Below are 25681 nucleotides of genomic sequence, written 5' to 3' on the forward strand. Positions count from 1 at the left end.
AAATTTGTGTAATTCGCGGCTAAACCTGAAAAGACTATCTTTGCCAAAAAGTAACCCTATGCTGAATATAGGCCATCGCGGTGCCAAAGGCCACGTTACCGAAAATACCCTTGCTTCGTTTGCTAAAGCGCTGGAGCTTGGTGTACACGGCATAGAGCTCGATGTGCATTTGTGTGCTTCGGGGGAGCTTGTGGTATTCCACGATTTTACCGTAGACCGCCTTACTAACGGTACCGGCGAAGTTGCGAAACTGACCCTGACCGAACTCAAGGCTCTGGAGCTTAAAGGCGGGTATAGCATCCCTACGCTTGATGAGGTTATGGGTGTTATCAATAAAAAATGCCTGCTTAATATTGAAATGAAAGGCCGCCACACGGCGCTACCGGTAAGTGATACTATAGAAAAATATATTGCTGAAAAGAGCTGGAAGTATACCGATTTTATAGTGTCGAGTTTCCAGTATGAAGAGTTACAGGCTATGAGCAGGCTAAACCCGAATGTCCCGCTGGGGGTGCTCACCGAAGCCAGCGTACACCAGGCATGGGAATGGGCAGAGGAGTTTAATGCTGTGGCACTCCACCCGAACTTTACCCTGCTTACCGAAAGCAATGTAACCAAAGCCCGCGAAGCCGGTTACAAAATATATACCTGGACCGTTAACGAACCTGCCGATATAGCCCGCATGAAAGCGCTGGGTGTAGACAGTATTATAACTGATTTCCCTGAAAGGGTATGAGTTAAAAACCTTCCGATTCTGATAACTTCATATTTTTTAAATCTTGCATAATAAATTGCATTATCCCGGAATCACTATACTTAGCTTCAAATAGTTCATAACGATTATTCTTTTTTCCAAAATTTCCAATAGTTACACTCTCATTTTCTATAAAGGTTTGTGTTTCTCCATTATAATCGTATCCATATTTTGCAGAAAGACCTGCATGCATTTTAAGGTCTAAAGTTTTAAATGAAATTTGGATCAAATTTTTTTTATAAAACTTGGCTAGCACCATGAACACTTCTATATTATTTATTGTTAAGGAATCATAAGTAATTGTCTGTGTGGAGTTATGAGTTTCATCTGATGTGCGATTATTTGGATATAATGAAAAGAATTCATCTGTAGACATGCCTAATTTAATATTTGATATACTGTAAGGTTGTGTGGTTTGAGTACTTCCTTTTTGAGCAAAGGATATATTTGTGGTTATTAAAATTAAGAAAAGTAAGTGTAAATGTTTCATAATAGGTTGTTTGTGTAAATGTAAATAGATTTTGTTTTGATTAGATACCTATAAATGGGTATTTTCAATAATTAAGGTCTTTGTGGGCGTGTAATTCAGGTTGCAATTTCCATAACTGGATTAATATCTATCTTTGCCACAAACAACGATTTCCCTGACCGAATATGAGCAAGCAATACGACGTAGTAATAGCCGGGGGCGGTGCCGCCGGGTTTTTTACCGCCATAAACATAGCCGAGCGCAACCCGCGCCTTAAAATAGCCATTATAGAACGTGGCAAGGAGGTGCTCAGCAAGGTGCGCGTATCGGGTGGGGGCAGGTGTAATGTTACGCATGCATGTTTCATCCCGAACGAGTTGGTGAAGTTTTACCCACGTGGCGAGCGCGAGCTGAAAGGCCCGTTTAACCGTTTTTGCAGCGGTGATACCATAGAGTGGTTCGAAAGGCACGGGGTGGAACTGAAGATAGAGGAAGACGGCAGGATGTTCCCCGTTACCGATTCATCACAAACCATAATCGATTGTTTTTTGGCCGCAGCCAAAAAATACAACATACACATCCTTACGGTACAGAGCATACAATCGCTGTACCATGCTGATGCAGGCCACTGGAAAATACAAACCCAGGATGAAACCTACATAGCGCTAAACCTGGTTATGGCTACGGGCAGCAACCCTAAAATGTGGGAGATGCTGCAAGAGCTGGGGCACAGCATAGTGCCACCGGTGCCGTCGCTGTTTACCTTTAACATAAAAGATGCCCGTATAAAAGACCTTATGGGTGTTTCGGCGCTGGCTGAGGTTAAGGTGAAAGGCAGTAAGCTTGAAGCTTCAGGGCCATTACTTATAACCCATTGGGGTATGAGCGGGCCGGGTATACTCAGGCTTTCGGCATGGGGGGCAAGGGAGCTGGCTGATAAGGGGTATAAGTTTACCATTTCGGTGAACTGGCTACACACTGTAACTTTTGAGGAATGTGAGGAAACCCTGCGCGAACTGAAACTGGAACATGCCAAGAAGACTGTGTCCAAAAAAAGCCCGTTTGATTTCCCGAACCGTTTATGGGAAAGCCTTACCAGGACAGCCGGTATAAACGCTGAAACCCGCTGGGCCGACCTTAGCAAACAGCAGTTACAAAAGCTCGCCACGGAACTGGTACAGGGTGAATATACGGTTAACGGTAAAAGTACATTTAAAGAAGAATTCGTTACTGCCGGGGGCATCGACCTGCGCGAAGTGAACTTTAAAACGATGCAAAGCAAGCTGCACGAAGGGCTTTACTTTGCCGGTGAAATCTTAAACATCGATGCTATTACCGGGGGGTTCAATTTTCAGAATGCATGGACAGGAGGCTTTATTGCCGCCGAATCTATTATAACCCTCCCTGAAAAATAAAAGGGCTATCCCTATTTTGTTCCATTTCGACCGGTAGGGAGAAATCTCGATTACAAATTTTGAGATTTCTCGGCTACACTACGTTTCGCTCGAAATGGAACCTTTGAGATAGCCCCTTTAAAAAATAAATTGAGGTTACTAGTTTGATGTCAGTATTGTGGAACCAGGATAATATGCAGGGTTCAGTAAAGGCAATTTGGCATTATAATGCTGGTTAATCACCTTCAGTATTTCATTGGCTACAAGCGCATATCCCCTTGCGTTAGGGTGCACACCATCCAGCGAGAACAGTGTGGTATTTACCCTGTCCAGGCTAAAATAGTTGGCCGTGTAAATCTGCCCGTCTTCAAGCCTTAAACCATCTACAAGCTGGCCCAGTATGGCATTCATATCGGCTATAGCAAGGTCCCTGTCGTTTGCTATAGTGGTAATAGTTGCATTAAAGCTTTCTGTAGCGTCGTTTATTGCTGTGATTTCGCTTGGAATCAGTACGTACTGGTCGGTTAGCGGATAAGTAACGCCATGTACATTAAACGGAGCCGGTACACCTGCGGCCTCAGTACCCAGTAACGAACTTGCAGTAAGCACCACAAGGTCGGCATCAGTGGCCTGCCTTGCCTGCCCGTAAGTAGCGCCTATAAAGGCAGCCGTTTGTGGCCCGTACACCGGTGTAAAGGCTACCGTAAGCTGTGCCTGCAGGTTAGTTAGTGTTTCGTCTTTAATCAGTATTGGGTTAGCTTCTGTAGTGCTAAGCAGGTTTATCCTGTTACCCTGCCCGAAAGCTGTAAGTGCCTGTTTCAAGCCTCCATATAAAGTATTTAGCTGTGTTATGGTAGCCTGTCCCGCTGCTTCATCACCATTACCTAATGCTGCTGCCGTAAACGGATTGTACGGTACAGTAGTGAAGTACGGTATAGACGTTACATTTGGTATGGTCATTACCACACCTTTTGCGCCATCGTTGGTAAGTGTAGTGATGATGGTATTATATACATTGGCAAATACATTAGGGTCGGTAATGTCATTTGGCCCGTACGTGGCAGGATTGGTGTTACCATTTTGGTTTACACCTGTGCCACCCGAAAGCGCATACGCCAGTACGTCGTTGCTGCCTATCCAGTTGGTAAAAAAGGTAGGGTTAAGGGACATTGCATCGCCCAGTACGGTAGCGGTTGGCGAAGTAGCCGTACGTACATAGTACGGGTTAGCCGTGCCCAGCATCACACCCTGAATGTTTCCATAGCCCGCTGCAAGCAGGTGGAACGATTTGGCACCCGGCACCCCCATGTTGTGGTATGCTTTCTGCTGAAGGTTGTTTATATCAATGGTAGGTGTACCTGCAATAGGTTCCGGCGATTGGGTGGAGGCATTAAGTATCAGCCTGGTGCTGGTAAGTTGTGTACCCATAAGTGTAAGGCCGCCCAGGTTGTTTACGTCGTCTTCATAAGAAGGTTGTGTAAAGGCACCGCCACCCACTACGGCAAACTGCTGTGCCAGTAGGTTAGGGTAAGAATAGCTTTGCCCCACACGCGAAACACTGCCGTCCATGTAACCTGCGGTAAGTGAGTTGCCTATAGCCACGTAGCTGCTGAAGTCGGCATCACCGGCACTGTAATCGGCATCGCTCAGTTCATGTTCAAATTCAGGCTCACAAGCGGTAATACCCATGACAAGCAGCCCTAACAATAGTATATTTTTATTTTTCATGTTGCGTCAATTAAAAGCTGTAAGATAAACCAAGTCCCGGAGAGAATACTACGTTTTTGTAGGTTCCGCCAAATGAGTACGTACCGTTGTCTTCAGTAGCATGGTCGTAAGAAGCGTTAACTTCCTTAAAGTGCAGGTACAGGAATGAAGCATCTATACCAAGGTGCGAAGTTACCATGTAGGTAAAACCTCCGGTAAAGCCCATAGAGTCGTTCCTTGGGGTTTCAGGCGCAAAGTAGCCTTTTTGTACAGGGCTTTCGTCATAATACCATCCGGCACGTACGGTAAGCTGTTGTATCGCTTTGTATTGCGCTCCTACGCGGAAAGTGCTGGCGTCTTTATAATTACGCGGGTTTACCGATGTAGGTATGCCGTTTGCAAAATCTACGGTAAGTGCTTTGTATACATTCCAGTAAGCACGGTTGTAGTCAAAGGCAAGCAGTAATTTATCTGTAGCCTGTACTGATAAACCTGCGGTAAGTTCGGCAGGTAGTGGCAGGTCGGCATTAAATTTAGTATCAGAGTAAGTACCCTGTGCAAATACAGGCACCTGGTTGAAATCAGCATTACCGTTACGGGCTTCCATAGTAATGTGCGAACGGTAGTTAACCCCAAGCCTTACGCTTTTGTGCGGGTTAAACATAAAACCTGCGCTCCAGCCCCATGCAGTAACACCTTTAGCTTCAAGGTTTACGTCGCTTGGGTTGCCCTGCTCGTCAGTAAGGCTGCGCGAAAGGTTACGGTCAAAGGTTACCCCGCCGTTTACATATATTGGGCCACCGCCCACACTGAAATAATCGTTTACTTTAACAGAAATTATTGGCTGTACATACACTGCCTGAAGGTCGATATTGTTTACAAGGTTAGCCCCCTGCCAGTCCCTGTCCCATTCTACAGCACTACCGTAAGGCGTGTACACGGCCACACCGGCAGTAAGCCAGTCGGTAACGCGGTATGATGCGTAGAATTCAAGCGGGGTACCCATGTTGTCGGTAGAGGCTTTCCAGTTGTAGGTGTCGTTCTGGAATTTGGTACGTGCAAACAGCAGGTTACCACCCACCGAGAAGTTAAAGCGGTCTTTAAGGAATGCTGCCCCGGCCGGGTTAAAAAACAGGGTTTCGGCGCTGTTTACCACAGCCACCCCGGTATGTCCCATGGCAAGTTGCTTTTGCCCCTGCAGGCTTATACGGTACCCGCCCGCAAAAGCCGTGGAAGCGGTTAAAGCTGCCATAGTTAAGGATAATAATTTTTTCATGGGTTGAAATTAGGTTAGGTTATCAAATTATTAATTTCTATATCAAATTTATAATAAATTATCGATTACGCAAGATAACCGCGTAAATTATTATGCATTCATAATAATTATTTCGTCAAAATTACGCTACATATTTTATAAAAAAATCACAAAGAATTGCAAAATTTTAAAGATAATGTATGCGCGCATATAAATGAAGGGATTTACGGGGTGGTTTGGGCTTAAATATCAAAATATTAATAAAAATATAATGGCTATGGCTTTACCGTGGTTTAGTAGTAATTTTCAGTAAGAAAATACATTTTGTCATGCTGAAAAAGATAATGATAGTTGTTATAGTGCTGGTTATTTTGGCAATAGCGGCCAATTTCGGGATTGCCTATTATGCCGAAAAGAAACTGCCTGCATTGCTTAAGGAACAAAAAGACTTTCCGTATATCGTGGAATATAAAGGCCTGGATGTAAACGTATGGGCGGGTAACTTCACCGTGCAGGGATTGCAGCTAAAGCCGAAGACATCCGCAAAGGATACCCTTAAGAATACATTAGTTGCTAATGTAGAGGAGGTTTCTGTACGCGGGTTGAGCATCTGGCAACTGCTGAAGCATAACCGTATACAGGCCAACAGGGTAGAGGTGGTACACCCCGATGCCACACTGTACTATACCAAGCGCAAATACAACGTAAAGGACGATGTGGAGAAACCTTTCAGGCAGGTGGTGCAAACTGGCCAGCTTCATATAGAGCAAGGACGTTTCCGTATGCTGGATTCTTTGGAACACCCTAAATTCCGCCTGAGCAATATTGATTTTACCCTGACCAATATAAAAGTAGACAGCGCCACAGTAGAAAAAAACATACCGCTGCGTTACCGTGATTATACCTTTAGTGCCGATAGCCTGTACTATAATGCAGGCCTGCACTATAACATCACTGCCGATAATATTTCTGCAACCGATACCTCTGTAACGGCAAAACAGTTCCGCTTGGTGCCGAAGTATACCCGGCAGCAGTTTAACGGTATGGTACCCGTGGAAAAAGACCAGTTTAATATAAAGGCCGGTGCCATCAGCGTGCATAATATCGACTGGGGTTTTGTAAACGATACGCTTTATGTACATACGCCCGAAGTGGTGCTGGATAAGGTGGCTGCGAACATTTACCGCAGCAAGGAAGTTAAGGACGACCCTACGCGCAAAAAGCTGTACAGTGAGTTGCTTCGTAACCTTGATTTCGACCTGAAAGTGGAAAAGCTTTTGCTAAAAAATGCCGACCTGCAATATGAGGAACAACTGACTTACAAAAGGCCACCTGCTAAGGTATCGTTCTCTAAATTTTATGCTACGGTAGGCCACTTGTACAGCCCGGTGCGGAAAGGCAAATTGCCTAATACCACCATAGATGTGCAATGCCTTTTTATGCGGAAATCACCCATGACGGTAAACTGGTCGTTTAATACACTGGACACTTCAGATTCGTTTACCATTATAGGCCACCTGCAAAACATCCGAAGCGAGGACATCAACCCGGTGTCTAAACCGCTGATGAATGTTACCACCAAGGGCAACCTGCGCGATATACGGTTTACATTTAACGGCAACCGCGAAACCGGCGGCGGGAAGTTTGCTATAAAGTACGACCACCTGAAAGTGGACCTTTACAAAAAAGACGGTAAAAAGAAAAACAAGCTTTTAAGCACTGTAGGCAATATGCTGGTGAAAAACGACAGCGACGGCGACCTGAAGGAAACCACCCCTAAGGTTACCCGTAAAAAGGATAAATCGGTTTTCAATTTTTTGTGGAGGTTTGTACAACAGGGATTAAAAGAGACGGTTTTGCCCGAAATAGTGCAGGGTGATTAAACTCGGAAAAGGTTATGCTCTGTGTCCTCCAACATTCCATAGGAATGCTTTGTGCACTCGAAATAACATTAATAAAACTTTGAGGAACTTTGCGCTTCCTTTGAGAGACTTTGGGAATAACTTGCACAGTCTTGTATCACCTTTAATCTACGTTTCCCTTAATTTTGGCATACCAAAATCAAAAAGTTTTCAACACGCAAAGGTTTTCGCTGCTTGTAAATAACGAATTGGTAAATTTATATCAGGAATTTGGATAATTTTAATCCGTTAATACTCAAACCTGATACAATGAACAAACTGCTACTGGCCTGTATGCTGTTGTTTGGCCTGAGTGTTTCTGCCCAGCAGATCGCTTCGCCTGATAACAACCTGCAGCTTACTTTCGCCCTTTCTGCCAAAGGGGAGCCTACCTACGCGCTTACGTACAAAAAGAAACCGGTTATTAAAACCAGTAAGCTGGGTATTGATACTAAAGATGTGGCCCCGCTTTTAGACGGCTTTACCATCGACAAAACCGAAACCGCTACCTTTAATGAAACCTGGACACCGGTATGGGGCGAGGAGAAAAACATCCGCAACAATTATAACGAGCTGTTGGTTACGCTTTCGCAAAAAGACCAGAAAGGCCGTTATATCCGCATACGTTTCCGTGTGTTTAACGACGGGCTTGGCTTCCGCTATGAATTCCCGGAACAACCTGAGCTGAACTACTTTATTATTAAAGAAGAGCGCACACAGTTTGCCCTTGCGGGAGACCACAAAGCATTCTGGCTTCCGGGCGATTATGATACGCAGGAATACAGTACCGTAACCAGCAAACTAAGCGAAGTGCGCGGTAAAATGAAAGCTGCCGTTACACCAAATGCATCGCAGACTACATTCTCACCAACCGGGCTTCAAACCCCGCTGATGATGAAAAGTGCAGATGGCCTGTACATCAACATACACGAGGCTGCACTGAAAGACTATTCGTGCATGTCGCTTAACCTTGACGACAAAAACATGGTGCTGGAATCATGGCTTACGCCGGATGCTATTGGCAACAAAGGCAACATACAAACGTCGTCTACTTCACCATGGCGTACCGTTATCGTGAGCGATAAGGCGGGTGATATCCTGATGTCGCGCCTTGTGTATAACCTTAACGAGCCTACGCAATACAAGGACGTATCGTGGATTAAGCCAGTAAAATACGTTGGCGTGTGGTGGGAAATGATTACCGGAAAAAGTACCTGGGCCTATAACGACCTTACCAACGTACACCTTGGCGAATTGGATTACAGCAAAACCAAGCCAAACGGCAAGCATGCTGCTAACACTGCCCATGTAAAAGAATATATCGACTTTGCTGCAAAGCACGGCTTTGATGCCGTACTGGTTGAAGGCTGGAACGAAGGCTGGGAAGACTGGTTTGGTAAGTCGAAAGAATTTGTTTTCGACTTTGTAACTCCTTACCCTGATTTCGATGTAAAAGAGCTGCACCGCTATGCAGCTTCTAAAAACGTAAAAATCATCATGCACCACGAAACCTCAGGTTCGGTGCGTAACTACGAGCGTTGGATGGACAAAGCCTACCAGTTTATGGTGGATAATGGTTACAACGCTGTTAAGAGTGGTTATGTGGGTAACATACTGCCGCGAGGTGAGTTCCACTACGGGCAATGGATGGTAAACCACTACCAGTTTGCCATAGAAAAAGCTGCCGAATATAAGATTATGGTGAATGCCCACGAAGCGATTCGCCCTACAGGCCTTGCCCGTACCTACCCGAACCTTATAGGTAACGAAGCCGCCCGTGGTACGGAGTATGAATCATTTGGCGGTAATAACCCTGACCATACTACAATACTACCGTTTACACGCCTTGTAGGTGGCCCTATGGACTATACGCCGGGTATCTTCCAGACCAAAATAAGCGCGTATAACCCGGATAACAATTCGTTTGTACACACTACGCTGGTGAAACAGCTTGCGCTGTATGTAACCTTCTATAGCCCGCTGCAAATGGCTGCCGATTTACCTGAAACCTACAACAAGCATCTGGATGCCTTCCAGTTTATAAAAGATGTAGCGGTAGATTGGGACCAAAGCTGGGTACTGGAAGCCGAGCCGGGTGATTATATTACTATGGCGCGTAAGGCGAAAGGCAAAAACGAATGGTTCCTTGGTGCCATTACCGATGAGAATGCACGCGAAGCTACCTTTACATTTGAGTTCCTTCCAAAAGGCAAAACTTACTGGGCTACTGTATATGCTGATGCACCCGATGCCAGCTACGACAAGAACCCACAGGCTTATGTAATTAAAAAAGTGAAAGTGACCAGCAAAACCAAGCTGAAGCAGAAACTGGCTACCAGTGGTGGCTGTGCCATAAGCGTTAAAGAAGAAGTGAAGTAACCACTTATATAACCTATTTCCCAATAAGCCCCGCTGAGTTTTCAGTGGGGTTTGTTTTTTTATCGTTCAAGGTCTTTGAGACCTTGTAGGATTTGGAATGTAATATATAAGAGAAATACAAAGGAGGTTCATGTAAACTTACAAGGTCTCAAAGACCTTGCAGGTTCAGTCCGAAAGCGCTATAAAAAAACAACCCCGGCAACATTATGCTGCCGGGGTTGTTCTATAATTATGATATTAATTTTCAGAGTGGCCTAACAACCAACAACTGACAACCAATAACCATTAGTTGCTTTCTTTCTTGTCTTTCTTCTTAAACAGGCCGTTTATCAGGTCTTTACCTTTGGTTTTTGCTGCTTCCTCGGCTTTCTGTTTCACGTCCTGGTTAGTAGGGGTAGTAGTTTTAGCAGTATCTTTTGTGGTTGTGGTACCGCCTTTATTACCGTTTATCAGGTTGCCCAGTATTTCCTTGCCTTTTTCAGTAGCTTTTTCCTTGGCTTCGTTTACATACTTGTCTTTTTGTTGGTTAACAAGTTGTGTCAGTACCGATTTAGTAGCCGTACCAAGGTCGGTGCCCACCTTAGGCTTCTGGAATGTACCGGTAATATTTACGTTTACAGGCACAGTAATTTTACTGATGTCCACTTTAAGCGTAGCAGCTTTGTTTACTACATCATCACCCAGGTATTTAGCAGGCAGGTCAAACGATGCCTTGTAGCTCATGTTCTGGTCAAAGCCGTGCTCGCCGCTTACATTGATGTCTATGTTCTGGTACTTCACTACAAACGGCTGGAGTATAACCTTACCGTTACTGAAAGACAGGTTTATCTTCTGGTTCAGGTTCAGCTTGCTTGGGTCAAGGAACTTCACATTGCTGGTAAGTGCCTGCAGTACTTTCGACTTATCAGTGTGGATTACTGCATTGGCAAGGTTACCGCCCAGGTTACCGGTTAGTGTTTTGGTATCAGGGGTCATTTCCTTGCTGTCCAGGTTACCGCCCACTTTTACGCCTGCGGTAAGTTTACCGGTAATAACTTCGGCTATCGGGGCTATTTTTTTCAGCATATCAAGCTGGGTAAACGCCTCAGTTATGTCAAGGCTGTTCAGGCCAAGGTCCATGTTAAAGGTAGGTGTGGCCTGCTTGGTAGAAACATCTCCCGCAAAGCCAATAGTACCTCCAAATATCGAAGTCTTGGCATTCTGTATGGCAACAGCTTCATCTTTAATAACCATTTTACCACCGAAGTCTTTCAGGGTAAGGTTGTCGTACACTACACTGTTTGCATTAGCTGTAATGGTACAGTCCAAAAATGCAGGTATCTTAACCGCATCACCGGCCGGTGCAGTTTTAGCAGGCTCTTTCTTTTCACCCTCGCCTTCGGTTTTTGCCGGGGCAGGGGCAGCCGTACTGCTGCTCATGAAATCGTTAATAACCAGCTTGTTCGACTTCAGGGCGAAATTACCTTTTAGTGTCTGGTTTTTAAAGGCAAAACCGTAGAAGTTATCCAGCGTACCGCTTACGGCAAGGTCGCTGCTGCCGGTTTTGGCATCAAAACGGTTCAGGCTTACGCGGCTTGGGTTAAACGACATATCGGCAAGGCTGATGATGAACGGGTTCTTAAAGCCTTCCATAGTATAGTTAAACCCACTCAGGCTGATGTTGCCACGGTTGTCTATCTTTTCGTAAGCGCCTTTTTCTACCGAAGCCATGTCAAACTTCGTTTCCACATCGGCTTTCAGTATACCTGATAGCGGTGTATCCAGTTTTACAGGGTAGGCTTTGGTAACGTTACCCAGGTTTACAGTACCTTTCAGCTTGGCATCTACCAGTGCATTTTCCACAATATTGCGGATGTTTGCCTTGGCGCTAAACACATCCTGGTCAATACGGAACGAGAACTCATCTATGTTTACATAGGTGTCGTTCATTGTACCCGTTTCATTAACAACCTTGGTATCAATGTTTATGTTGGTGATGCTCTTAGGCAGGTCAGGATATTTAAACGAAGCGTTCTTACTAAGGAATGCCACATTGAATTTCGGTATATGGGTGTCGTCCATCACACCGTTTACCTTGCCGTTTACGGTAAAGTTACCATCGGTTTTCACATTGGCGAGGCTGCCGCTGTAGGCTTCCGGTATTAGCGCCAGGAAGTTCTTAAACGACGATTCCGGGGTTTTAAAGGTTAGGTTGATGTCCTGTCCATTTTCCAGCAGCGCTACGCTACCGTCAAACTCAAGGCCCATCTGGTTAACCATTAGCTTGTTTTCCTTAAAGGTATAGATACTTTTATCCATATCCATTCCCAGTACGGCGTCCAGCTTCAGCTTGGTATTGCGCATAAAGTTGGTCTTGTCCATATCCACCGTAAGGTTAAGGTCGGTATGGGTATCAAGATCCAGCTTGTTAGCGGCAAAGTTACCCGTACCGTTATGGTTAAGACTGTCTATAACCACGCTCATTTTAGAGCGTTCGTCAAAGTATCGGAACCTTAGGTTTTCTACAGCATATTCATCTATGTTAAGGGCAAAAGGCTTGCTTGGCTCCTGGGTAGCAGGCTGCTCTTCCTCAGCTTTTTTGCGTGCAATGTCAAAGTTGCCTATGCCGTCCTTATTGAACAATATGTTTATCACACTGTTCTTGATGCTGAACGATTTCAGGTCCATAGGTTCGCCGTCACCTTTAAAAAGCTCGTTGATGCTCATTTTCAGGTTAAGCTCGCCTACATATACCAGCGTATCGCCGGCAAAAGGCGCTTTGTTTATTACGCTCAGCTTGTCTACCGTAACGCTTGCCTGCGGAAAGTTGCTGATAAAGCTCAGGCTTACGTCTTCAAACGACACGGTAGCATCTACCTGGTCGTTAATGGCCTTAACGACCATGCTCTTAATTTTGTCCTTAAAAAGGAACGGTGCCGCTATCAGTAAAATAATGATAACCAGCAGGGAAATACCCGTCCACTTTAAAATTTTCTTAGTCATAGATGATGTGTTATAATTTGCCTTAAATATAAGGCTTAATAACGGAATTACCTTACGTTTATTTCAAAAGGCATCATGGCCTGTACACCCCTTGTTTTGCTTACCCTGCGCAGGCGCTCTATAACCTGATAGTTTTCTTCGCCCACCTCTTCTTTTATAAGCGTTTCGCGGTTTGTAAATACCGATGCGCCATTGCCAAGCTTAGAAATAAAGGTGTTGAAGTCGGCTTCATATTCAGGGTAATCCACTGTGGAATAGTCTTTAACTTTGGCAAGTTTTGCAGCGTATTTTACGGCATCTTCAAGCCCGCCCAGTTCGTCTACAAGGCCTATGCGCTTGGCATCGGTACCGCTCCATACACGGCCCTGGCCTATAGCATCTACAGCCTCGGCACTCATTTTACGGCCTTTGGCTACGCGGCTTACAAAGGTAGCATATACCTGCTCTACGCCTTGCTGAATCACCTCACGCGTATCAGCTTCCAGTGGCTGGAACAGACTGTATTCTGCATGGTTGTTGTGCGTGCTTACCGATTCGGTATGGATGCCCATATTGTTGCTTAGTTTGGTAAGGTTTGGCAGTACGCCAAATACCCCTATAGATCCTGTAATGGTGTTTGGCTCGGCAAAAATACGGTCGGCGCCACATGAAATGTAGTAACCACCCGAAGCAGCATAGTTACCCATGCTTACCACTACCGGTTTTTTCTTTTTGGCAAGTTCCACTTCCCTCCAGATCAGTTCTGAAGTAAGGGCGCTTCCACCCGGTGAATCTACACGGAGTACTATCGCTTTTACATCGTCGTTTTCAAGGGCATCCTTAAACGCCTCGCGGATAGGCTGTTCGCTTACCTGTGTAACACCGCCTTTACCACCCGAAATTTCTCCTTGGGCGTAGATAACTGCTATCTGGCTATCGGCAGTATTTATGAGCTCGTTAAGCGAGTTTTGCTGTACATAGTCAAGAATATCCACCTCGTTGTAGTCTTCGCCTTTTTCCACTTTAAGTGCTTTTTTGATACCGTTGCGGTACTCGTCTTCGTAACCTATTTTATCTATCAGTCCACGTGACTTAGCCATTTCAGGTGTACGGGCGCTTAGCCTTTCAGCAATGCCGTTAAGGCTGTCTACCGGTATTTTCCTGCTTTTAGAAATATCATCAACTACCGATGTCCACATGGCGTTAAGCAGTGTGCTCATCTGCTCACGGTTTTCAGGGCTCATTTCATTGGCAAGGAACGGCTCTACAGCGCTCTTGTACTTACCGTGGCGGATAACCTCCATAGTGATGCCGGTTTTCTCCTGGAAATCCTTAAAGAACATGATTTCGCTGCTAAGGCCCTTAAACTCGAAGTCGCCCACAGGGTTAAGGTACAGGGTGTCGGCTACCGAGTTCAGGTAGTAATCGCCCTGTGAGTAGCTGTCGGCATACGACACTACAAACTTGCCCGACTTTTTAAACTCGTCCAGTTTCCTGCGTAGGCTTTTCAGTTGCGCCATGCCCAGGCTGTGTGTGTTATTGGTTATGGTGATGCCCTTAATGCGGTCGTCTTCTTTGGCCGCATCTATGGCTTTCAGTACATCTATAAGGCCGTTGTTCGGCACATCGTTAAACATGGCAAATTTACCGCCGCCAAACTTACCGCCGTAATCCAGCGATACTTTGGAAAGGTCGAGCTCTATTACCGAATTGTCCTTTACTTCTACAACATCTTCACTGCTGCTACCGGCTATAACACCGATAATTATGATAAGGAAAAAGAAAACCATGATAAACATGAAGATACCCACTACGGTAGACAATACATTCTTTAAAAACTGCATAGCTAAAAATTGGATTTTTAATTTTATAAATAAGTAGCAGTAATGCCTTTTGTGTTACAGCTATATGCGAAATTTTTTTCGTGGAAGAAAACCCTTTTTCGTTTAAACTTATTAACAGGCAGTAGTTGCCAGTAAAATGTTTAGTTACTTTGCGGTTTACGGAATACACATCCTGATGAAGTTTCAAAACAGCGCCATACTATCCCTGGGCAGCAATATGGGCCACCGCCTGCAAAACCTGCAACAGGCCATAGATTATATACATACTAACATTGCCACTGTGGCAAAGGTTTCCGGCATATACGAAACCCCTGCTATGGGCTTTGAGGGCGATGCTTTTTACAACTGTGCCATTGTGGTGCATACCACCAAAACCGCTACCCAACTACTGGAAGGGCTGCTTGCCGCAGAGCAGGAGGGAGGCCGTGTACGCGCTGCCGAAGGCGGGTATATTTCGCGTACTATAGATGTTGACATCATTGCCTTTAATGATGAAGTAATAAACGAACCCCACCTGCATGTACCGCACCCGCGCCTGCAGGACCGTAACTTTGTGCTGTTTCCCCTGCGTGATGTGGCACCACACTGGGTACACCCGGTTTTAAAGAAAGATATCAATAAACTTATCGCATCGTCTACTGATAATAGCGACTGCGAATGGATAATGAAGCTGCCTGCGCCGCTGGCAGGTTACAATCCTGAAAAGTTTAATTACATAGCCATAGAGGGTAATATAGGTGCCGGGAAAACGTCACTGACCTGTAAAATGTCGGAGGATTTTAACGGTAAGCCGGTGCTGGAACGCTTTGCAGATAACCCGTTTTTACCCAAGTTTTACGAAGACCAGGCACGCTATGCATTTTCGCTTGAAATGTCGTTCCTGGCCGACCGCTACCAGCAGATAACTGACGACCTTTCGCAGTTCAACCTGTTCAGCGATTTTGTGGTGGCCGACTACCATATTTTTAAGTCGCTCATATTCTCTAAAGTCACGTTGAGTGAGGACGAATACCGCCTGTACCGCCGCCTGTTTGATATTATGTATAAGGAACTCCCCAAGCCCGGCCTGTACGTATACCTGTACCAGAATACCCCACGCCTTTTGGAACACATCCGCAAGCGTGGGCGCGACTACGAGCAGGACATAAGTGCCGAATATTTAGAGAACATCAACCGGGGCTACCTGGATTATATAAAATCGGTTACCGGGCTTAACGTGTTGGTTATCGACGTTACCGACCGTGATTTTGTAAACAAACAGGAAGATTACCTGTGGGTTTTGGAGCAAATCAATAAGTCATAAGGTCAAGAGTCGTAAGTCTAAAGCAATCAGTTTTGTAGCAGTTTTCTCGTAACGCTGTTTCCGTTAGCGTTTATTTTTACAATATACATACCCGATGTTTTACTGTTAATGGTGAAGGTGTTGCCATTTCGGGTATAGTTCACTTCGCATCCCAGCATGTCAAAAACCGCGATAGTGTAGCCTTCCGGCGCATTAGCAATGCTAAAACTACCCGAAAAAGGGTTAGGGTACACACTTAGTTTTTCCGGGATGTTTTCATTTACGCCCAGGCTACTGTCCGAATCTATAAGATACGTCCACACATTGGTAAATATGGGTACTTCCCCGTCCATGGGTGTATACAGGTCTACGGCTATGCATCCGTGAAACTTCGTAGGGTCATTATCGGGAGTGGCCTGTGTATACAGCATATGTGTATTTCCATAAGGTGGGCTCGTATCATCCGCCAGGGTAAGTGAACCAAAAGCATCCATACCATAGTTGTTCCAGGTAACCTGTTCTACAGCGAAGTTTACCATTTCATCCTCCTCGTGGATAAAGCCGTAATACTTGTTGGCGGCAGTAGGGCCATCCCAGGTAATCCAGTCGGCATTACGCACCAGCGGAATAATCCAGTCGGTTGCCGCAAACATTACCACACGGTCCACTTCATACAGTTTCGATATAATTCCTGCATGCCCGCCTCCCTGTGAATGTCCGCTGACTATAATTTTATTCCATTGTATACTATCGCCGTCCATGTACTGCTCCCAACTTTCATCAGGGTAATTTGCAGCGAGGTATTGCAACAGCTTTTGGGTACGGCGTTTTATGCAGTTGTTTTGGTCTACCGCAATATCGGGGTGGCGGTCTGTACCGTCAAAAACCTCAAGGCGGGCACGGCTGTGGCAGGTGGTATCGCTGCTCGATGCGCACAGGTCGTTAATGGCAATATCGTTAGGGTAGGTAAGGCCAATGGCATGGTAGCCCAGGTTGGCCGCACGTTTTAGTAGCTGCCTGTAGCCGATAGGCACCCCACCGGTACCAGGGAAAAACAAAAACAGTTTATCTTTCTGCGCCACATCAGGGTTGGTATAGATAAAATGGTAGTTGTTTGGCGTGCCACTAAGCGGGTCGGCAGTATTAGGGGCAATGATATGCTCGGTTTGTGCCGCTGCCGGAAGCAACAGCCACATAAGGGCAAGCAGTGTAATGATACGCTTCATAAAACAGGTTTTAGCCACGGTTTGTGGTAAATATAACCAAAACCTGTTATAATGTTGTGCCGTTCATAGGGAGATTTGTTCGGTTGGATGAGGTAGAGACGTTGCAGTGCAACGTCTCTACGGTGGGGGTTAACATCCCCGGATTCCCCGGGTGTTGCCCGGGGCTAATATGCGCCACCCCTTCAGGGTCGGTGGGTTGTTTATGGGGTGTGTTTTTCACGCTCTGTCCTTGCGAGCGGAGGCACGAAGCGCGGCAATCTTTATTAAGTGTTGAAATCTTTTATCTCAAAATAACACTCCTTACAAACGAGTTTAATCTTTGCAAATTCCATGGCTTTCTCATTCCATCCGTCATCTGCAATACGTACAGTTTCGCAGTCATTACACCAGGCTTGTAAATCATCGTCTTCGTCAAGTTCCATTCCGGGTTCCGTTTCAAAGGCTTCATGAAAGCCTGCTTTTTTAGTTTTGTTTAAGTGTTGGCATATAAAACCTATTCTTCCCAAGCCATGGTCCTTGCATTCAATAAGCTCTACGGCATTTTCTTTTTTCTGAGCAACTTGTTTTTCTGAAAGTTCTTCGGTAAATATTAAATAATGTAATAAATCGCCTGATTTTACCCTGTAAGAACCAATCGGGTTTAGTATTTTTTGTGCAAAAGCAAGCATTTCCCAACCATCGGCTTCGTCAGCTTCCCAAGCTCCGGTAATCAGCTTTTCGTATCCCAATGCTATTCCAAATTTCTTCATTTGCTCGGATGCAGTCTTTACATTCTGGTATGTGGTCTTATTTGCCCAGCTCCACATCCAGGTGCCTCCTGCCGGTGAATAGGTACCAATGCTTTGAAATGCAAAATATTTCTTTTCGCTACTATTACTCTTGTCAGAGAATATAAATACCCCAGATGGCTGGTCGAAATCCCAACGTGCGTAACTGTTGATTTCGTAATTGTTTAAAAAGAAATCCTGATTTTTACGAAGGATCTCATAGCCTTCTTTGGAAAAAGATTCAAATGTTTGTGACATAATGGTATTGGTTTGTTTTCAAAAGTAATGAAAACCCCTGAAGTTTTGATCAATTTCCCACCCTCCTCAAAATTCCCTATCTTGCAACCGTTAAAAACAAAACAATGAAACTACTACGCTTACTGGTGCTGTTTATTACGGTGCCTGCACTGGCGCAGCAGGGCGGTATGTGGATACCCTCACTGCTTAGCGGCCTTAATGAAAAGGAAATGAAACACCTGGGCATGAAAATGTCGGTTAAGGATATTTACGATGTTAACCACAGCAGCCTTAAAGATGCCGTACCCCAGTTTGACGGTGGCTGTACCGCCGAGGTTATTTCCGATAAGGGACTATTGCTTACCAACCACCACTGCGGTTTTGACAACATACAAAGCCACAGCACCCTGGAACACGATTACCTGACCAACGGTTTCTGGGCCATGAGCCTTGCCGAGGAGTTGCCGAACCCCGGCGTTACGGTGATGTTCATTGTAAGCATAGACGACGTTACCACAAAAGTGCTGGAAGGTACTAACGGCCTTGACGAGAAAGCACGCCAGCAAAAAATACAGGAAAACATAACAAGCCTCACTAAATCATTGCCTAAAGAAAGTTGGCAGGAAAACAGCATACGTACGTTTTATGAAGGCAACCAGTACATCCGTTTTGTAACGGAGACGTTTAAGGACATCCGCCTGGTGGGTGCGCCGCCGTCGAGTATTGGTAAATTTGGCAGTGATACAGACAACTGGGTGTGGCCGCGTCATACGGGCGACTTTAGTATGTTTCGTATCTACGCCGATAAAAACAACCGCCCTGCCGAATACAGCAAAGACAACGTGCCATACAAGCCGAAGCATTTCTTCCCGGTTAACATAGGGGGCGTTAAGGAGAACGACTTCACCATGGTGTTTGGTTACCCGGGCCGTACTACCGAGTACCTGCCTTCTGTAGCGGTAGAGCAAATAGTAAACGTGCTTGACCCTGCAAAAATTGAAGTGCGCGATGCTGCCCTTAAAGTTGAGGACAGCTTTATGCGAAAAGACCCGCAGATAAAAATTCAGTATGCCGCCAAATATGCCGGTATTGCCAACTACTGGAAAAAATGGATAGGCGAGGTGCAGGGGCTTAAAAAGAGCAACGCTGTAGGTATTAAGCGCGACTATGAGAAGAAATTTACCCAGTGGGTAAACGCCGCAGGTAAACAGGCCGAATATGGCAACCTGCTTCCTGAATTTGAAAAGAACTATAAAGACATAGAACAGTATTCGCTGGCCCGTGATTATTTTGTGGAAGTTGCCCTGCGTAACACCGAACTGCTTACCATTGGCTACCGTCTGTACCAACTGGAGCAGGCGTATACTGCCAAAGGCGCACAGGCGTTTAACGACCGTAAGGCGAATACCGTTGCCGCGCTTGAAGCCACGTTTAAAGATTACAGCAAGCTTGTCGATGAAAAAGTATTTGAGCAGCTTATGGCGCTATACCTTACCAAGTCGCCCAAGCAGTTTTTGCCACAGTCTTTGGCGAATGCCAATGTAACCCAACTTACCGCTGAGGTGTATGGTAAAAGCAAACTGACAAGCTACGATGGCGTAAAGCAATTGCTTGAAGGCGACCCAGCCGCTGTTATAGAAAAACTGAATGCCGATAAGGGCTATCAGGTGATTAAGGCGATGTCATTGGCCTACTACGAAAAGGTAATGCCAAAGTACGAGGAAATCAACCTGAAGATTACTGCCCTGCAACGTACCTATATGAAAGCCATACTGGAGCTTAGCCCGAAAGATGCACGCATTTTCCCGGATGCTAACAGTACCCTGCGTGTTACGTACGGCAAAGTGAAAGGCTACGAACCCCGCGATGCGGTGTACTACGAGCCTGCCACGTACCTTGACGGCGTGATTGAAAAATACGTTCCGGGTGATTATGAGTTTGACGTACCGCAAAAGCTTATCGACCTGTACAATAAAAAAGATTACGGTCAGTATGGCGAAAACGGTAAAATGCCGGTTTGTTTTATCGCTACAAACCACACCACCGGCGGTAACAGCGGCAGCCCGGCTATAGATGCCAAAGGTAACCTGATAGGGCTTAACTTCGACCGTGTGTGGGAAGGCACTATGAGCGACATTCACTACGACCCTGAAATTTGCCGTAACATCATGGTAGACATGCGCTATGTGCTTTTTATCATAGATAAATATGCCGGTGCAGGCCACCTGGTAAAAGAAATGAAGCTGGTAAAGTAATTGTAAGAAAACAAGATGCTGCACAGGCCTGTTTTGCACAATATTATACGGGCTGCTACGGACAATCCTTTAATGATAATGTTAAAATTGAGTTCGAAGTCAATAATATATTGAATTTCAAGAGCGAAAAGCCTAAAAAAAAATTGTGAAAGAATTATTTTGCAGTATTAAAAAATTTATATCTTTGCTCCGAATTAATAATTAACCTTTATAATTTAGTAAGATGAAAAAAGTTGTTTTAAGCCTAGCCCTAGTTGCTGTACTAGGTCTTTCTTTCACTTCATGCAAGAAATCAGAAGGTGAAGCTACAGAAGGTGCTGATACTACTGCAGTAGATACTACTGCTGCTCCAGAAGTTGCTCCAGCTGATACTACAGCTGCTGACACTACAGCTGCTGATACTACTGCTGCTGCTCCTGCTGCTGAAGCTCCTGCTGCTCACTAAGAAGAGACAGATAACAGAAAGCATTAGAAAGCCACGCATTGCGTGGCTTTTCTTGTTTTATACTGTTGCGGCTTGCAGCACTTCTGTGCGGTATGCCCTCGGGCTAACCCCGCCATGCTTCCTGAAAAACTTATTAAAATGGCTTTCGTCTGTAAAGCCAAATTCATCTGCTATTTCATTAATGCGCATATCGCTGTGCTTCAGCCGTGCCTTTATAAGGGTAAGGCGGTGCTGGCTTATATAGCTTTGCAGCGTTTCACCGGTATGTTTCTTAAAATAACGGCCTAAGTACGCCTCGCTTATATTAAAAGTATTGCTTATGGCATCGGCACGCAGCAGCTCGGGGCTGTAAATGTGCTGTTGTACATAGCTAATGAGTTCCAGCGCTTTCTCTTCGGTTTTTTCGTCTACCTGTTCGGGCAGGTACTTAGCTATATTTCGCGCCACAACCACTATCAGCGTATTTACCAGCTGCTGTATAAGTTCTTTATTATACAGGTCGTGCCCGGTTTCTTCGCGGCGCAGTGCGTCCACTATATGGCCTACAAACGGCTTATCTGTAAAATTCTTCAGTATGCAGCCCGGCTTATGGTTGGCATTGCGCAGTATGTATTCCAGGCGCTGTATATCTTCCCGCCCGAACGCTCCCGACTTAATATAAATATCACTGAAGCGTAAAAAGAAAAACTCTGTAGTGCTTGTTATGTTAAACGAGTGGCAATCCTCGGGCGTAAGCAGGAACATGTGACCTGCATGGTAGTCAAATACATTCTTGTTGATGCACTGCTGCCCCGTACCCGATATAATATATACAAGTTCAAAGAACAGGTGCTTGTGCTCCAGGTGCGGGCATTGGTCATGCCTGCCATAGCTTATTTCAAACGGGCTGTATAATTGTTGTTTTTGCATGGTACAAATGTACAAATTAATAGAAAAAATGTACCAGTAAACTATTTTTTACTGGTATAAATTTGTAGTACAAAAATAAACAATGATATGAAAGCAATAGTTTTAAACCAGTTCGGAGGCGTTGAAAACCTTGAATATACAAATGTAGCAACCCCAACCCCGGCATCAGGCCAGGTATTGGTACATGTAAAAGCCATAGGTATTAACCCGGTAGATGCAAAGACCCGTGCAGGCTTCGGTATGGCAGGCAGGCTGAAAGACCAGATGCCACTCATCCTCGGTTGGGATATAGCCGGTGTGGTAACACAGGTAGGCGAGGGCGTAACCCAATTTGCCGTGGGCGATGCTGTTTTCGGTATGCTGGAATTTCCTTCGCATGCTAAAGCCTATGCCGAATATGTGGTGGCTGAGGCCAAACACCTCGCCCTGAAACCCGCCAATATTTCGTTTGAAGAAGCTGCCGCAGCTACCCTTGCTGCACTTACGGCTTACCAATCGATTGTGCATACCCTTAAGGTACAACCCGGCGAAAAGGTATTGGTGCATGCTGCTTCGAGCGGGGTAGGGCATTATGCTGTACAATTCCTTAAGAATATTGGTGCTTATGTTATCGGTACGTCTTCTGTGGCCAATAAAGATTTTGTACTGGGCCTTGGTGCCGATGCCCATATCGACTATAAAGCTGCCCCATTTGAAGAACAAATTTCAGGTGTAGATGTGGTGCTGGATAACTTCGGGGGCGATTATATAGAACGTTCGCTTAAGGTGTTGAAACCCGGTGGCAGGCTACTGAGCTATCCGGGTGCCCACGGCGCCGATACCGTAGCCCGTGCCGAAGCTGCCGGTAAAAAAGGTTTCACTTACCTTGTGTGGGCAGATGGTAGTGATATGGCGGCAATAGCTGCCCTGCTTGAAAGCGGTGTGGTGGAATCGCATGTTTCGCAAACCTTCATTTTTAATGAAATGGCCGAAGCCCACAGGCAGATAGAAAGTGGCCGTACCGTAGGTAAAATTGTAGTAACCCTTTAATAATCCCCATTATGAAAACATATTTTATATCTGTAATAGTTTTATTGCTCACATTGCCGTTAATGGCGCAAACCGGGAAACCAACCCTTGAAATAGTTGCCAAGCTGCCCGTACGCCCCGGTAATGTGGCGGTGTCTGAAGACGGACGTGTGTTTGCTACCATCCATCCGCTTGGCAGTAGCGAGCTTCAGCTTATTGAGGTAAAAAGCCCTGAAAATTATGTGCCTTTCCCTTCTGAAAACCTTCAGAAGAATGGCCGTCCTGCTTCCGATGCATTTCTTGATACCCCATTAGGTATCGCGTTCGATAAAAATGGCTTCCTTTGGGTGATAGACATGGGGCAAAACCTCGGTACAACCCGCATCTGGAAATTCGACATCAAACAAAATAAAGTAGTACAGAAAATCGACCTTCCTGCCGATGTGGCGCCAAAAGGCAGCTTTATACAGGATATTGCGGTAGATGAGGTGAATGGCTGGGTATACCTTGCAGATATTGCCAATCCGGGTATTATAGCGGTAAACATTAAAACAAATACCTTCAGGAGGTTTGGTAATCATGCGACATTGCAGTCGGAAAATATTGATATGGTGATAGATGGTAAAGTAACCTACTTTGGCGGCAAGCCTGCGCGTGTGGCAGTTAACCCAATTACCATTTCGGCCGACCGTAATACGATTTACTTTGGTGCCATGAACGGTACCAAATGGTATAGTGCCGATGCGAGGCTGTTTCGCAACAAAGCTACCGATGCCGTGATAGGCAAGAGCATAAAAGTTGTGGGTGCCAAACCAATAAGTGATGGCGCTGCTACCGATGCCAAAGGTGTACACTATTTTACCAACCTGCCCGGCCATGCAATAAGCCGCCTTACTAACGGTAAGCTTACTGATATTTTTGCTGACCCACGCCTGCTGTGGCCTGATAATGTAGCAGTGCGAAACGGTTACGCATACATAAGCGTAAACCAGTTGAATACTACCCCTGCTTTTACTGGTGTGGCAGACAGCGGACAGGCACCGTATTATATTTACCGCTTTAAATTAGCTGAATAATTTAGCTTGCTTTATACATAACAAATCCTGCCTGCTGTACAGCAGGCAGGATTTTGCATAACCAGAACCAACCTATAACTTATACAATAAATAAGCTTGCTATGCTTGTAGCAGTTTCACCGCTCATCGGTTCGTCATACGATTCGGTGTAAGAACCGGAACCAAATGCCGGGTTACCCGGGGTGGCTGTAAACGAACTGATGTTTACCCCGCCGTGCGTAGTGTTTTCCTCGCCGTCATATACGCCTTGTGTCTGCTCGGGCATACCTGCGCCGCGTACATTGCCGGTAATCCAGCCTTTAAGGCCGCGCAGCCTGCGTATTTGCGATGCATGGCGTGCTTCTACACTGTGTATTTGCAGTGCGGCGGTAAGCAGGTCGCCATTGCCCATAAGGTTGCCTGCCTGCCCTTTATAAGCGCGTACGCCGGTATCTTCAAATGCCTGGGCTAATGCCAGGAAGGTTTCGTAATTATCGAAAGTATCAAAAGCACCGCCTACGGTAAAGTCAAACGTAGGTTTTGCAGGTGCGTTATTACCCAGTGCACTCATCAGGAAATCTACGTGGGCAGCTTCGTGCTGGCTTATCTGCGCTATAATGGCTTGGTCAGCACTTGGTATAAGCCCGTCAGTCTCCAAGGCTGTGGCATAAAACTCGTCTTCCAGGTATTCCAGTATCAGGGCCAGTTGCAGTGCACTTGTGGCGCTGTCTGCTGCTATTGATGCATAAGCACTGTTTGTGGCATTTGCCTTTTGGCTGAACAACGTAGCCATACCAAACGGCACTGCTGCCATAGCGGCGGTAGCGCCTAATTTGCCAAACTGGTTAAAGCTGTCGCGGCGGTTGCTTTTTTCGCTAAGGCTTTTTATAAGCCCTTCGTTTGTAAACGATTCTATGAATTTTAAAATGTTCATGTCTTTTCAAGTTAGAGGTTAGTAATTATGGTAAATAGTTGGCAGAAAAAGCGGTTTGTATAAAGTTTAGTGAGGCAACAACCGGTATTACTGCGCTTGGGTTTGCAGCAAGGTCAAGGCCGTTTTCGTCTACTACATCATTGCCTGCAAAACTTGCCGTGCCCGGGCTTATAAGGCTGCGTATGGCACTGGCGTGGCGTGCCTCTACCGATACTATTTTTCCGGCAATAACAAGGTAATCTGCATTGGTAATATATCGGCCTGCACCATTGTAAGCTTTCACGCCGGTATCCTCAAGCGCCTGGGCGGTAGCCAGTACGCTGCTTCGGCTGTTGAAGTTAACACCGCTGTATGCAAATTCAAGGTCCGGTAGCAATTCTCCCGATGTGCCTTGCAGTGCTGCGGTAATGGCGGTTTTAAAGAATTGCCTGTGCAATACCTCATGTGCATACAGGTCGGCAAGCACTTGCTGTTCTTCACTGTTGAATGTGGAGCCAAACGTGTTGCTGTTCACCACACGGGTGTAGAAATCGGCTTCAAGCTGTTCCAGTGCATAGGCGTAGGTAAGTATACCTGCATCGCCACCACCCAGGTCAAATACGCCGTTGCGTACACCGGGAAGCTGGCTGCTGTCGTTGTTATTATCGTCGTCATCACTACATCCTGCCAGCAACAGGCCTGTGCCTGCTAATGCCAGGCCGCTTATTTTTAAAAAACTCCTGCGGCTGGCCATTGTTGCCGACGGGGAAGTAACTACCTCGGTTACCGTAACTTTTTTACTGTTCATAATGAATAATTTAAGTGGTTAATATCAAATGCAACTGATGGCATTTTGCCAAAGGTTGTTTTTATATACGCCAAGTAAATGTTAATGGTTTTTAAGGTTTCGGGCTTAAATA

Annotated in this window: 19 protein-coding genes; 9 read left to right on the forward strand and 10 right to left on the reverse strand. The window is 45.5% G+C overall.

The window, feature by feature from the left end:
• Window positions 1-40 precede the first annotated feature (40 nt).
• Entirely contained in the window at window positions 41-736 is a 696-nt protein-coding gene (locus ACZIX4_RS08045) for a glycerophosphodiester phosphodiesterase (RefSeq protein WP_463335107.1), read from the forward strand.
• A gap of 1 nt (window position 737) precedes the next feature.
• Here ACZIX4_RS08045 and ACZIX4_RS08050 read toward each other — a convergent pair whose 3' ends face one another.
• Complete coding sequence (locus tag ACZIX4_RS08050; RefSeq protein ID WP_463335108.1) at window positions 738-1244, reverse strand: hypothetical protein; 507 nt, start codon at window positions 1242-1244, stop codon at window positions 738-740.
• Window positions 1245-1408: 164 nt separating this feature from the next.
• Here ACZIX4_RS08050 and ACZIX4_RS08055 point away from each other — a divergent pair, with 164 nt between their 5' ends.
• Window positions 1409-2638, forward strand: coding sequence for a BaiN/RdsA family NAD(P)/FAD-dependent oxidoreductase (locus ACZIX4_RS08055; protein WP_463335109.1), 1230 nt, complete (start codon window positions 1409-1411; stop codon window positions 2636-2638).
• A 138-nt stretch (window positions 2639-2776) separates the two neighbouring features.
• Here the strand turns inward: ACZIX4_RS08055 and ACZIX4_RS08060 are convergent, their stop codons facing one another.
• Both ACZIX4_RS08060 and ACZIX4_RS08065 read right to left on the reverse strand, forming a co-directional pair.
• On the reverse strand, window positions 2777-4345 hold the full coding sequence (locus ACZIX4_RS08060) for a G-D-S-L family lipolytic protein (RefSeq protein WP_463335110.1): 1569 nt from the start codon (window positions 4343-4345) through the stop codon (window positions 2777-2779).
• Window positions 4346-4355: 10 nt separating this feature from the next.
• The gene (locus tag ACZIX4_RS08065; RefSeq protein WP_463335111.1) at window positions 4356-5576 is read right to left on the reverse strand and encodes an OmpP1/FadL family transporter; all 1221 of its coding nucleotides are present in this window, start codon (window positions 5574-5576) and stop codon (window positions 4356-4358) included.
• 332 nt (window positions 5577-5908) lie between these two features.
• Here ACZIX4_RS08065 and ACZIX4_RS08070 point away from each other — a divergent pair, with 332 nt between their 5' ends.
• Window positions 5909-7462, forward strand: a complete 1554-nt coding sequence (locus tag ACZIX4_RS08070; RefSeq protein ID WP_463335112.1) for an AsmA family protein — start codon at window positions 5909-5911, stop codon at window positions 7460-7462.
• A 288-nt stretch (window positions 7463-7750) separates the two neighbouring features.
• A complete protein-coding gene (locus ACZIX4_RS08075) occupies window positions 7751-9859 on the forward strand; it encodes a glycoside hydrolase family 97 protein (RefSeq protein WP_463335113.1) in 2109 nt (702 codons plus the stop codon).
• A gap of 285 nt (window positions 9860-10144) precedes the next feature.
• Here the strand turns inward: ACZIX4_RS08075 and ACZIX4_RS08080 are convergent, their stop codons facing one another.
• Both ACZIX4_RS08080 and sppA read right to left on the reverse strand, forming a co-directional pair.
• Complete coding sequence (locus tag ACZIX4_RS08080) at window positions 10145-12841, reverse strand: AsmA family protein (RefSeq protein WP_463335114.1); 2697 nt, start codon at window positions 12839-12841, stop codon at window positions 10145-10147.
• Window positions 12842-12888: 47 nt separating this feature from the next.
• Window positions 12889-14664, reverse strand: a complete 1776-nt coding sequence (gene sppA / locus ACZIX4_RS08085; RefSeq protein WP_463335115.1) for a signal peptide peptidase SppA — start codon at window positions 14662-14664, stop codon at window positions 12889-12891.
• Window positions 14665-14839: 175 nt separating this feature from the next.
• On the opposite strand from sppA, the gene folK reads away from it, so the two are divergent.
• Window positions 14840-15967 (forward strand): 2-amino-4-hydroxy-6-hydroxymethyldihydropteridine diphosphokinase, encoded by a 1128-nt coding sequence (folK, locus tag ACZIX4_RS08090; protein ID WP_463335116.1) that lies wholly within the window; start codon window positions 14840-14842, stop codon window positions 15965-15967.
• A 26-nt stretch (window positions 15968-15993) separates the two neighbouring features.
• Here folK and ACZIX4_RS08095 read toward each other — a convergent pair whose 3' ends face one another.
• On the reverse strand, window positions 15994-17172 hold the full coding sequence (locus tag ACZIX4_RS08095) for a T9SS type A sorting domain-containing protein (RefSeq protein ID WP_463335117.1): 1179 nt from the start codon (window positions 17170-17172) through the stop codon (window positions 15994-15996).
• 263 nt (window positions 17173-17435) lie between these two features.
• Window positions 17436-18197, reverse strand: a complete 762-nt coding sequence (locus tag ACZIX4_RS08100) for a DUF6882 domain-containing protein (RefSeq protein WP_463335118.1) — start codon at window positions 18195-18197, stop codon at window positions 17436-17438.
• A 104-nt stretch (window positions 18198-18301) separates the two neighbouring features.
• On the opposite strand from ACZIX4_RS08100, the gene ACZIX4_RS08105 reads away from it, so the two are divergent.
• Window positions 18302-20431, forward strand: a complete 2130-nt coding sequence (locus ACZIX4_RS08105; protein ID WP_463335119.1) for a S46 family peptidase — start codon at window positions 18302-18304, stop codon at window positions 20429-20431.
• A 223-nt stretch (window positions 20432-20654) separates the two neighbouring features.
• Window positions 20655-20876 (forward strand): hypothetical protein, encoded by a 222-nt coding sequence (locus tag ACZIX4_RS08110; protein WP_463335120.1) that lies wholly within the window; start codon window positions 20655-20657, stop codon window positions 20874-20876.
• A gap of 57 nt (window positions 20877-20933) precedes the next feature.
• Here ACZIX4_RS08110 and ACZIX4_RS08115 read toward each other — a convergent pair whose 3' ends face one another.
• Window positions 20934-21785 (reverse strand): AraC family transcriptional regulator, encoded by an 852-nt coding sequence (locus ACZIX4_RS08115; protein ID WP_463335121.1) that lies wholly within the window; start codon window positions 21783-21785, stop codon window positions 20934-20936.
• Between the two features lie 87 nt (window positions 21786-21872).
• Between ACZIX4_RS08115 and ACZIX4_RS08120 the strand changes: the two genes are divergently transcribed.
• Entirely contained in the window at window positions 21873-22814 is a 942-nt protein-coding gene (locus tag ACZIX4_RS08120; RefSeq protein WP_463335122.1) for an NADP-dependent oxidoreductase, read from the forward strand.
• 11 nt (window positions 22815-22825) lie between these two features.
• On the forward strand, window positions 22826-23869 hold the full coding sequence (locus ACZIX4_RS08125) for an L-dopachrome tautomerase-related protein (RefSeq protein ID WP_463335123.1): 1044 nt from the start codon (window positions 22826-22828) through the stop codon (window positions 23867-23869).
• 79 nt (window positions 23870-23948) lie between these two features.
• Here ACZIX4_RS08125 and ACZIX4_RS08130 read toward each other — a convergent pair whose 3' ends face one another.
• Together ACZIX4_RS08130 and ACZIX4_RS08135 are read right to left on the reverse strand one after the other, a co-directional pair.
• Window positions 23949-24782 (reverse strand): ferritin-like domain-containing protein, encoded by an 834-nt coding sequence (locus ACZIX4_RS08130; protein WP_463335124.1) that lies wholly within the window; start codon window positions 24780-24782, stop codon window positions 23949-23951.
• Window positions 24783-24807: 25 nt separating this feature from the next.
• Window positions 24808-25569 (reverse strand): ferritin-like domain-containing protein, encoded by a 762-nt coding sequence (locus tag ACZIX4_RS08135; protein ID WP_463335125.1) that lies wholly within the window; start codon window positions 25567-25569, stop codon window positions 24808-24810.
• Window positions 25570-25681 lie beyond the last annotated feature (112 nt).

The organism is Flavobacterium niveum (assembly GCF_055231775.1).

What these genes read in the sequence shown, in the direction of transcription:
- ACZIX4_RS08050 (WP_463335108.1), bottom strand. Translation starts at nt 1,244, where the DNA reads ATGAAACATTTACACTTACTTTTCTTAATTTTAATAACCACAAATATA.
- ACZIX4_RS08055 (WP_463335109.1), top strand. Translation starts at nt 1,409, where the DNA reads ATGAGCAAGCAATACGACGTAGTAATAGCCGGGGGCGGTGCCGCCGGG.
- ACZIX4_RS08060 (WP_463335110.1), bottom strand. Translation starts at nt 4,345, where the DNA reads ATGAAAAATAAAAATATACTATTGTTAGGGCTGCTTGTCATGGGTATT.
- ACZIX4_RS08065 (WP_463335111.1), bottom strand. Translation starts at nt 5,576, where the DNA reads ATGGCAGCTTTAACCGCTTCCACGGCTTTTGCGGGCGGGTACCGTATA.
- ACZIX4_RS08070 (WP_463335112.1), top strand. Translation starts at nt 5,909, where the DNA reads ATGCTGAAAAAGATAATGATAGTTGTTATAGTGCTGGTTATTTTGGCA.
- ACZIX4_RS08075 (WP_463335113.1), top strand. Translation starts at nt 7,751, where the DNA reads ATGAACAAACTGCTACTGGCCTGTATGCTGTTGTTTGGCCTGAGTGTT.
- ACZIX4_RS08080 (WP_463335114.1), bottom strand. Translation starts at nt 12,841, where the DNA reads ATGACTAAGAAAATTTTAAAGTGGACGGGTATTTCCCTGCTGGTTATC.
- sppA (WP_463335115.1), bottom strand. Translation starts at nt 14,664, where the DNA reads ATGCAGTTTTTAAAGAATGTATTGTCTACCGTAGTGGGTATCTTCATG.
- folK (WP_463335116.1), top strand. Translation starts at nt 14,840, where the DNA reads ATGAAGTTTCAAAACAGCGCCATACTATCCCTGGGCAGCAATATGGGC.
- ACZIX4_RS08095 (WP_463335117.1), bottom strand. Translation starts at nt 17,172, where the DNA reads ATGAAGCGTATCATTACACTGCTTGCCCTTATGTGGCTGTTGCTTCCG.
- ACZIX4_RS08100 (WP_463335118.1), bottom strand. Translation starts at nt 18,197, where the DNA reads ATGTCACAAACATTTGAATCTTTTTCCAAAGAAGGCTATGAGATCCTT.
- ACZIX4_RS08105 (WP_463335119.1), top strand. Translation starts at nt 18,302, where the DNA reads ATGAAACTACTACGCTTACTGGTGCTGTTTATTACGGTGCCTGCACTG.
- ACZIX4_RS08110 (WP_463335120.1), top strand. Translation starts at nt 20,655, where the DNA reads ATGAAAAAAGTTGTTTTAAGCCTAGCCCTAGTTGCTGTACTAGGTCTT.
- ACZIX4_RS08115 (WP_463335121.1), bottom strand. Translation starts at nt 21,785, where the DNA reads ATGCAAAAACAACAATTATACAGCCCGTTTGAAATAAGCTATGGCAGG.
- ACZIX4_RS08120 (WP_463335122.1), top strand. Translation starts at nt 21,873, where the DNA reads ATGAAAGCAATAGTTTTAAACCAGTTCGGAGGCGTTGAAAACCTTGAA.
- ACZIX4_RS08125 (WP_463335123.1), top strand. Translation starts at nt 22,826, where the DNA reads ATGAAAACATATTTTATATCTGTAATAGTTTTATTGCTCACATTGCCG.
- ACZIX4_RS08130 (WP_463335124.1), bottom strand. Translation starts at nt 24,782, where the DNA reads ATGAACATTTTAAAATTCATAGAATCGTTTACAAACGAAGGGCTTATA.
- ACZIX4_RS08135 (WP_463335125.1), bottom strand. Translation starts at nt 25,569, where the DNA reads ATGAACAGTAAAAAAGTTACGGTAACCGAGGTAGTTACTTCCCCGTCG.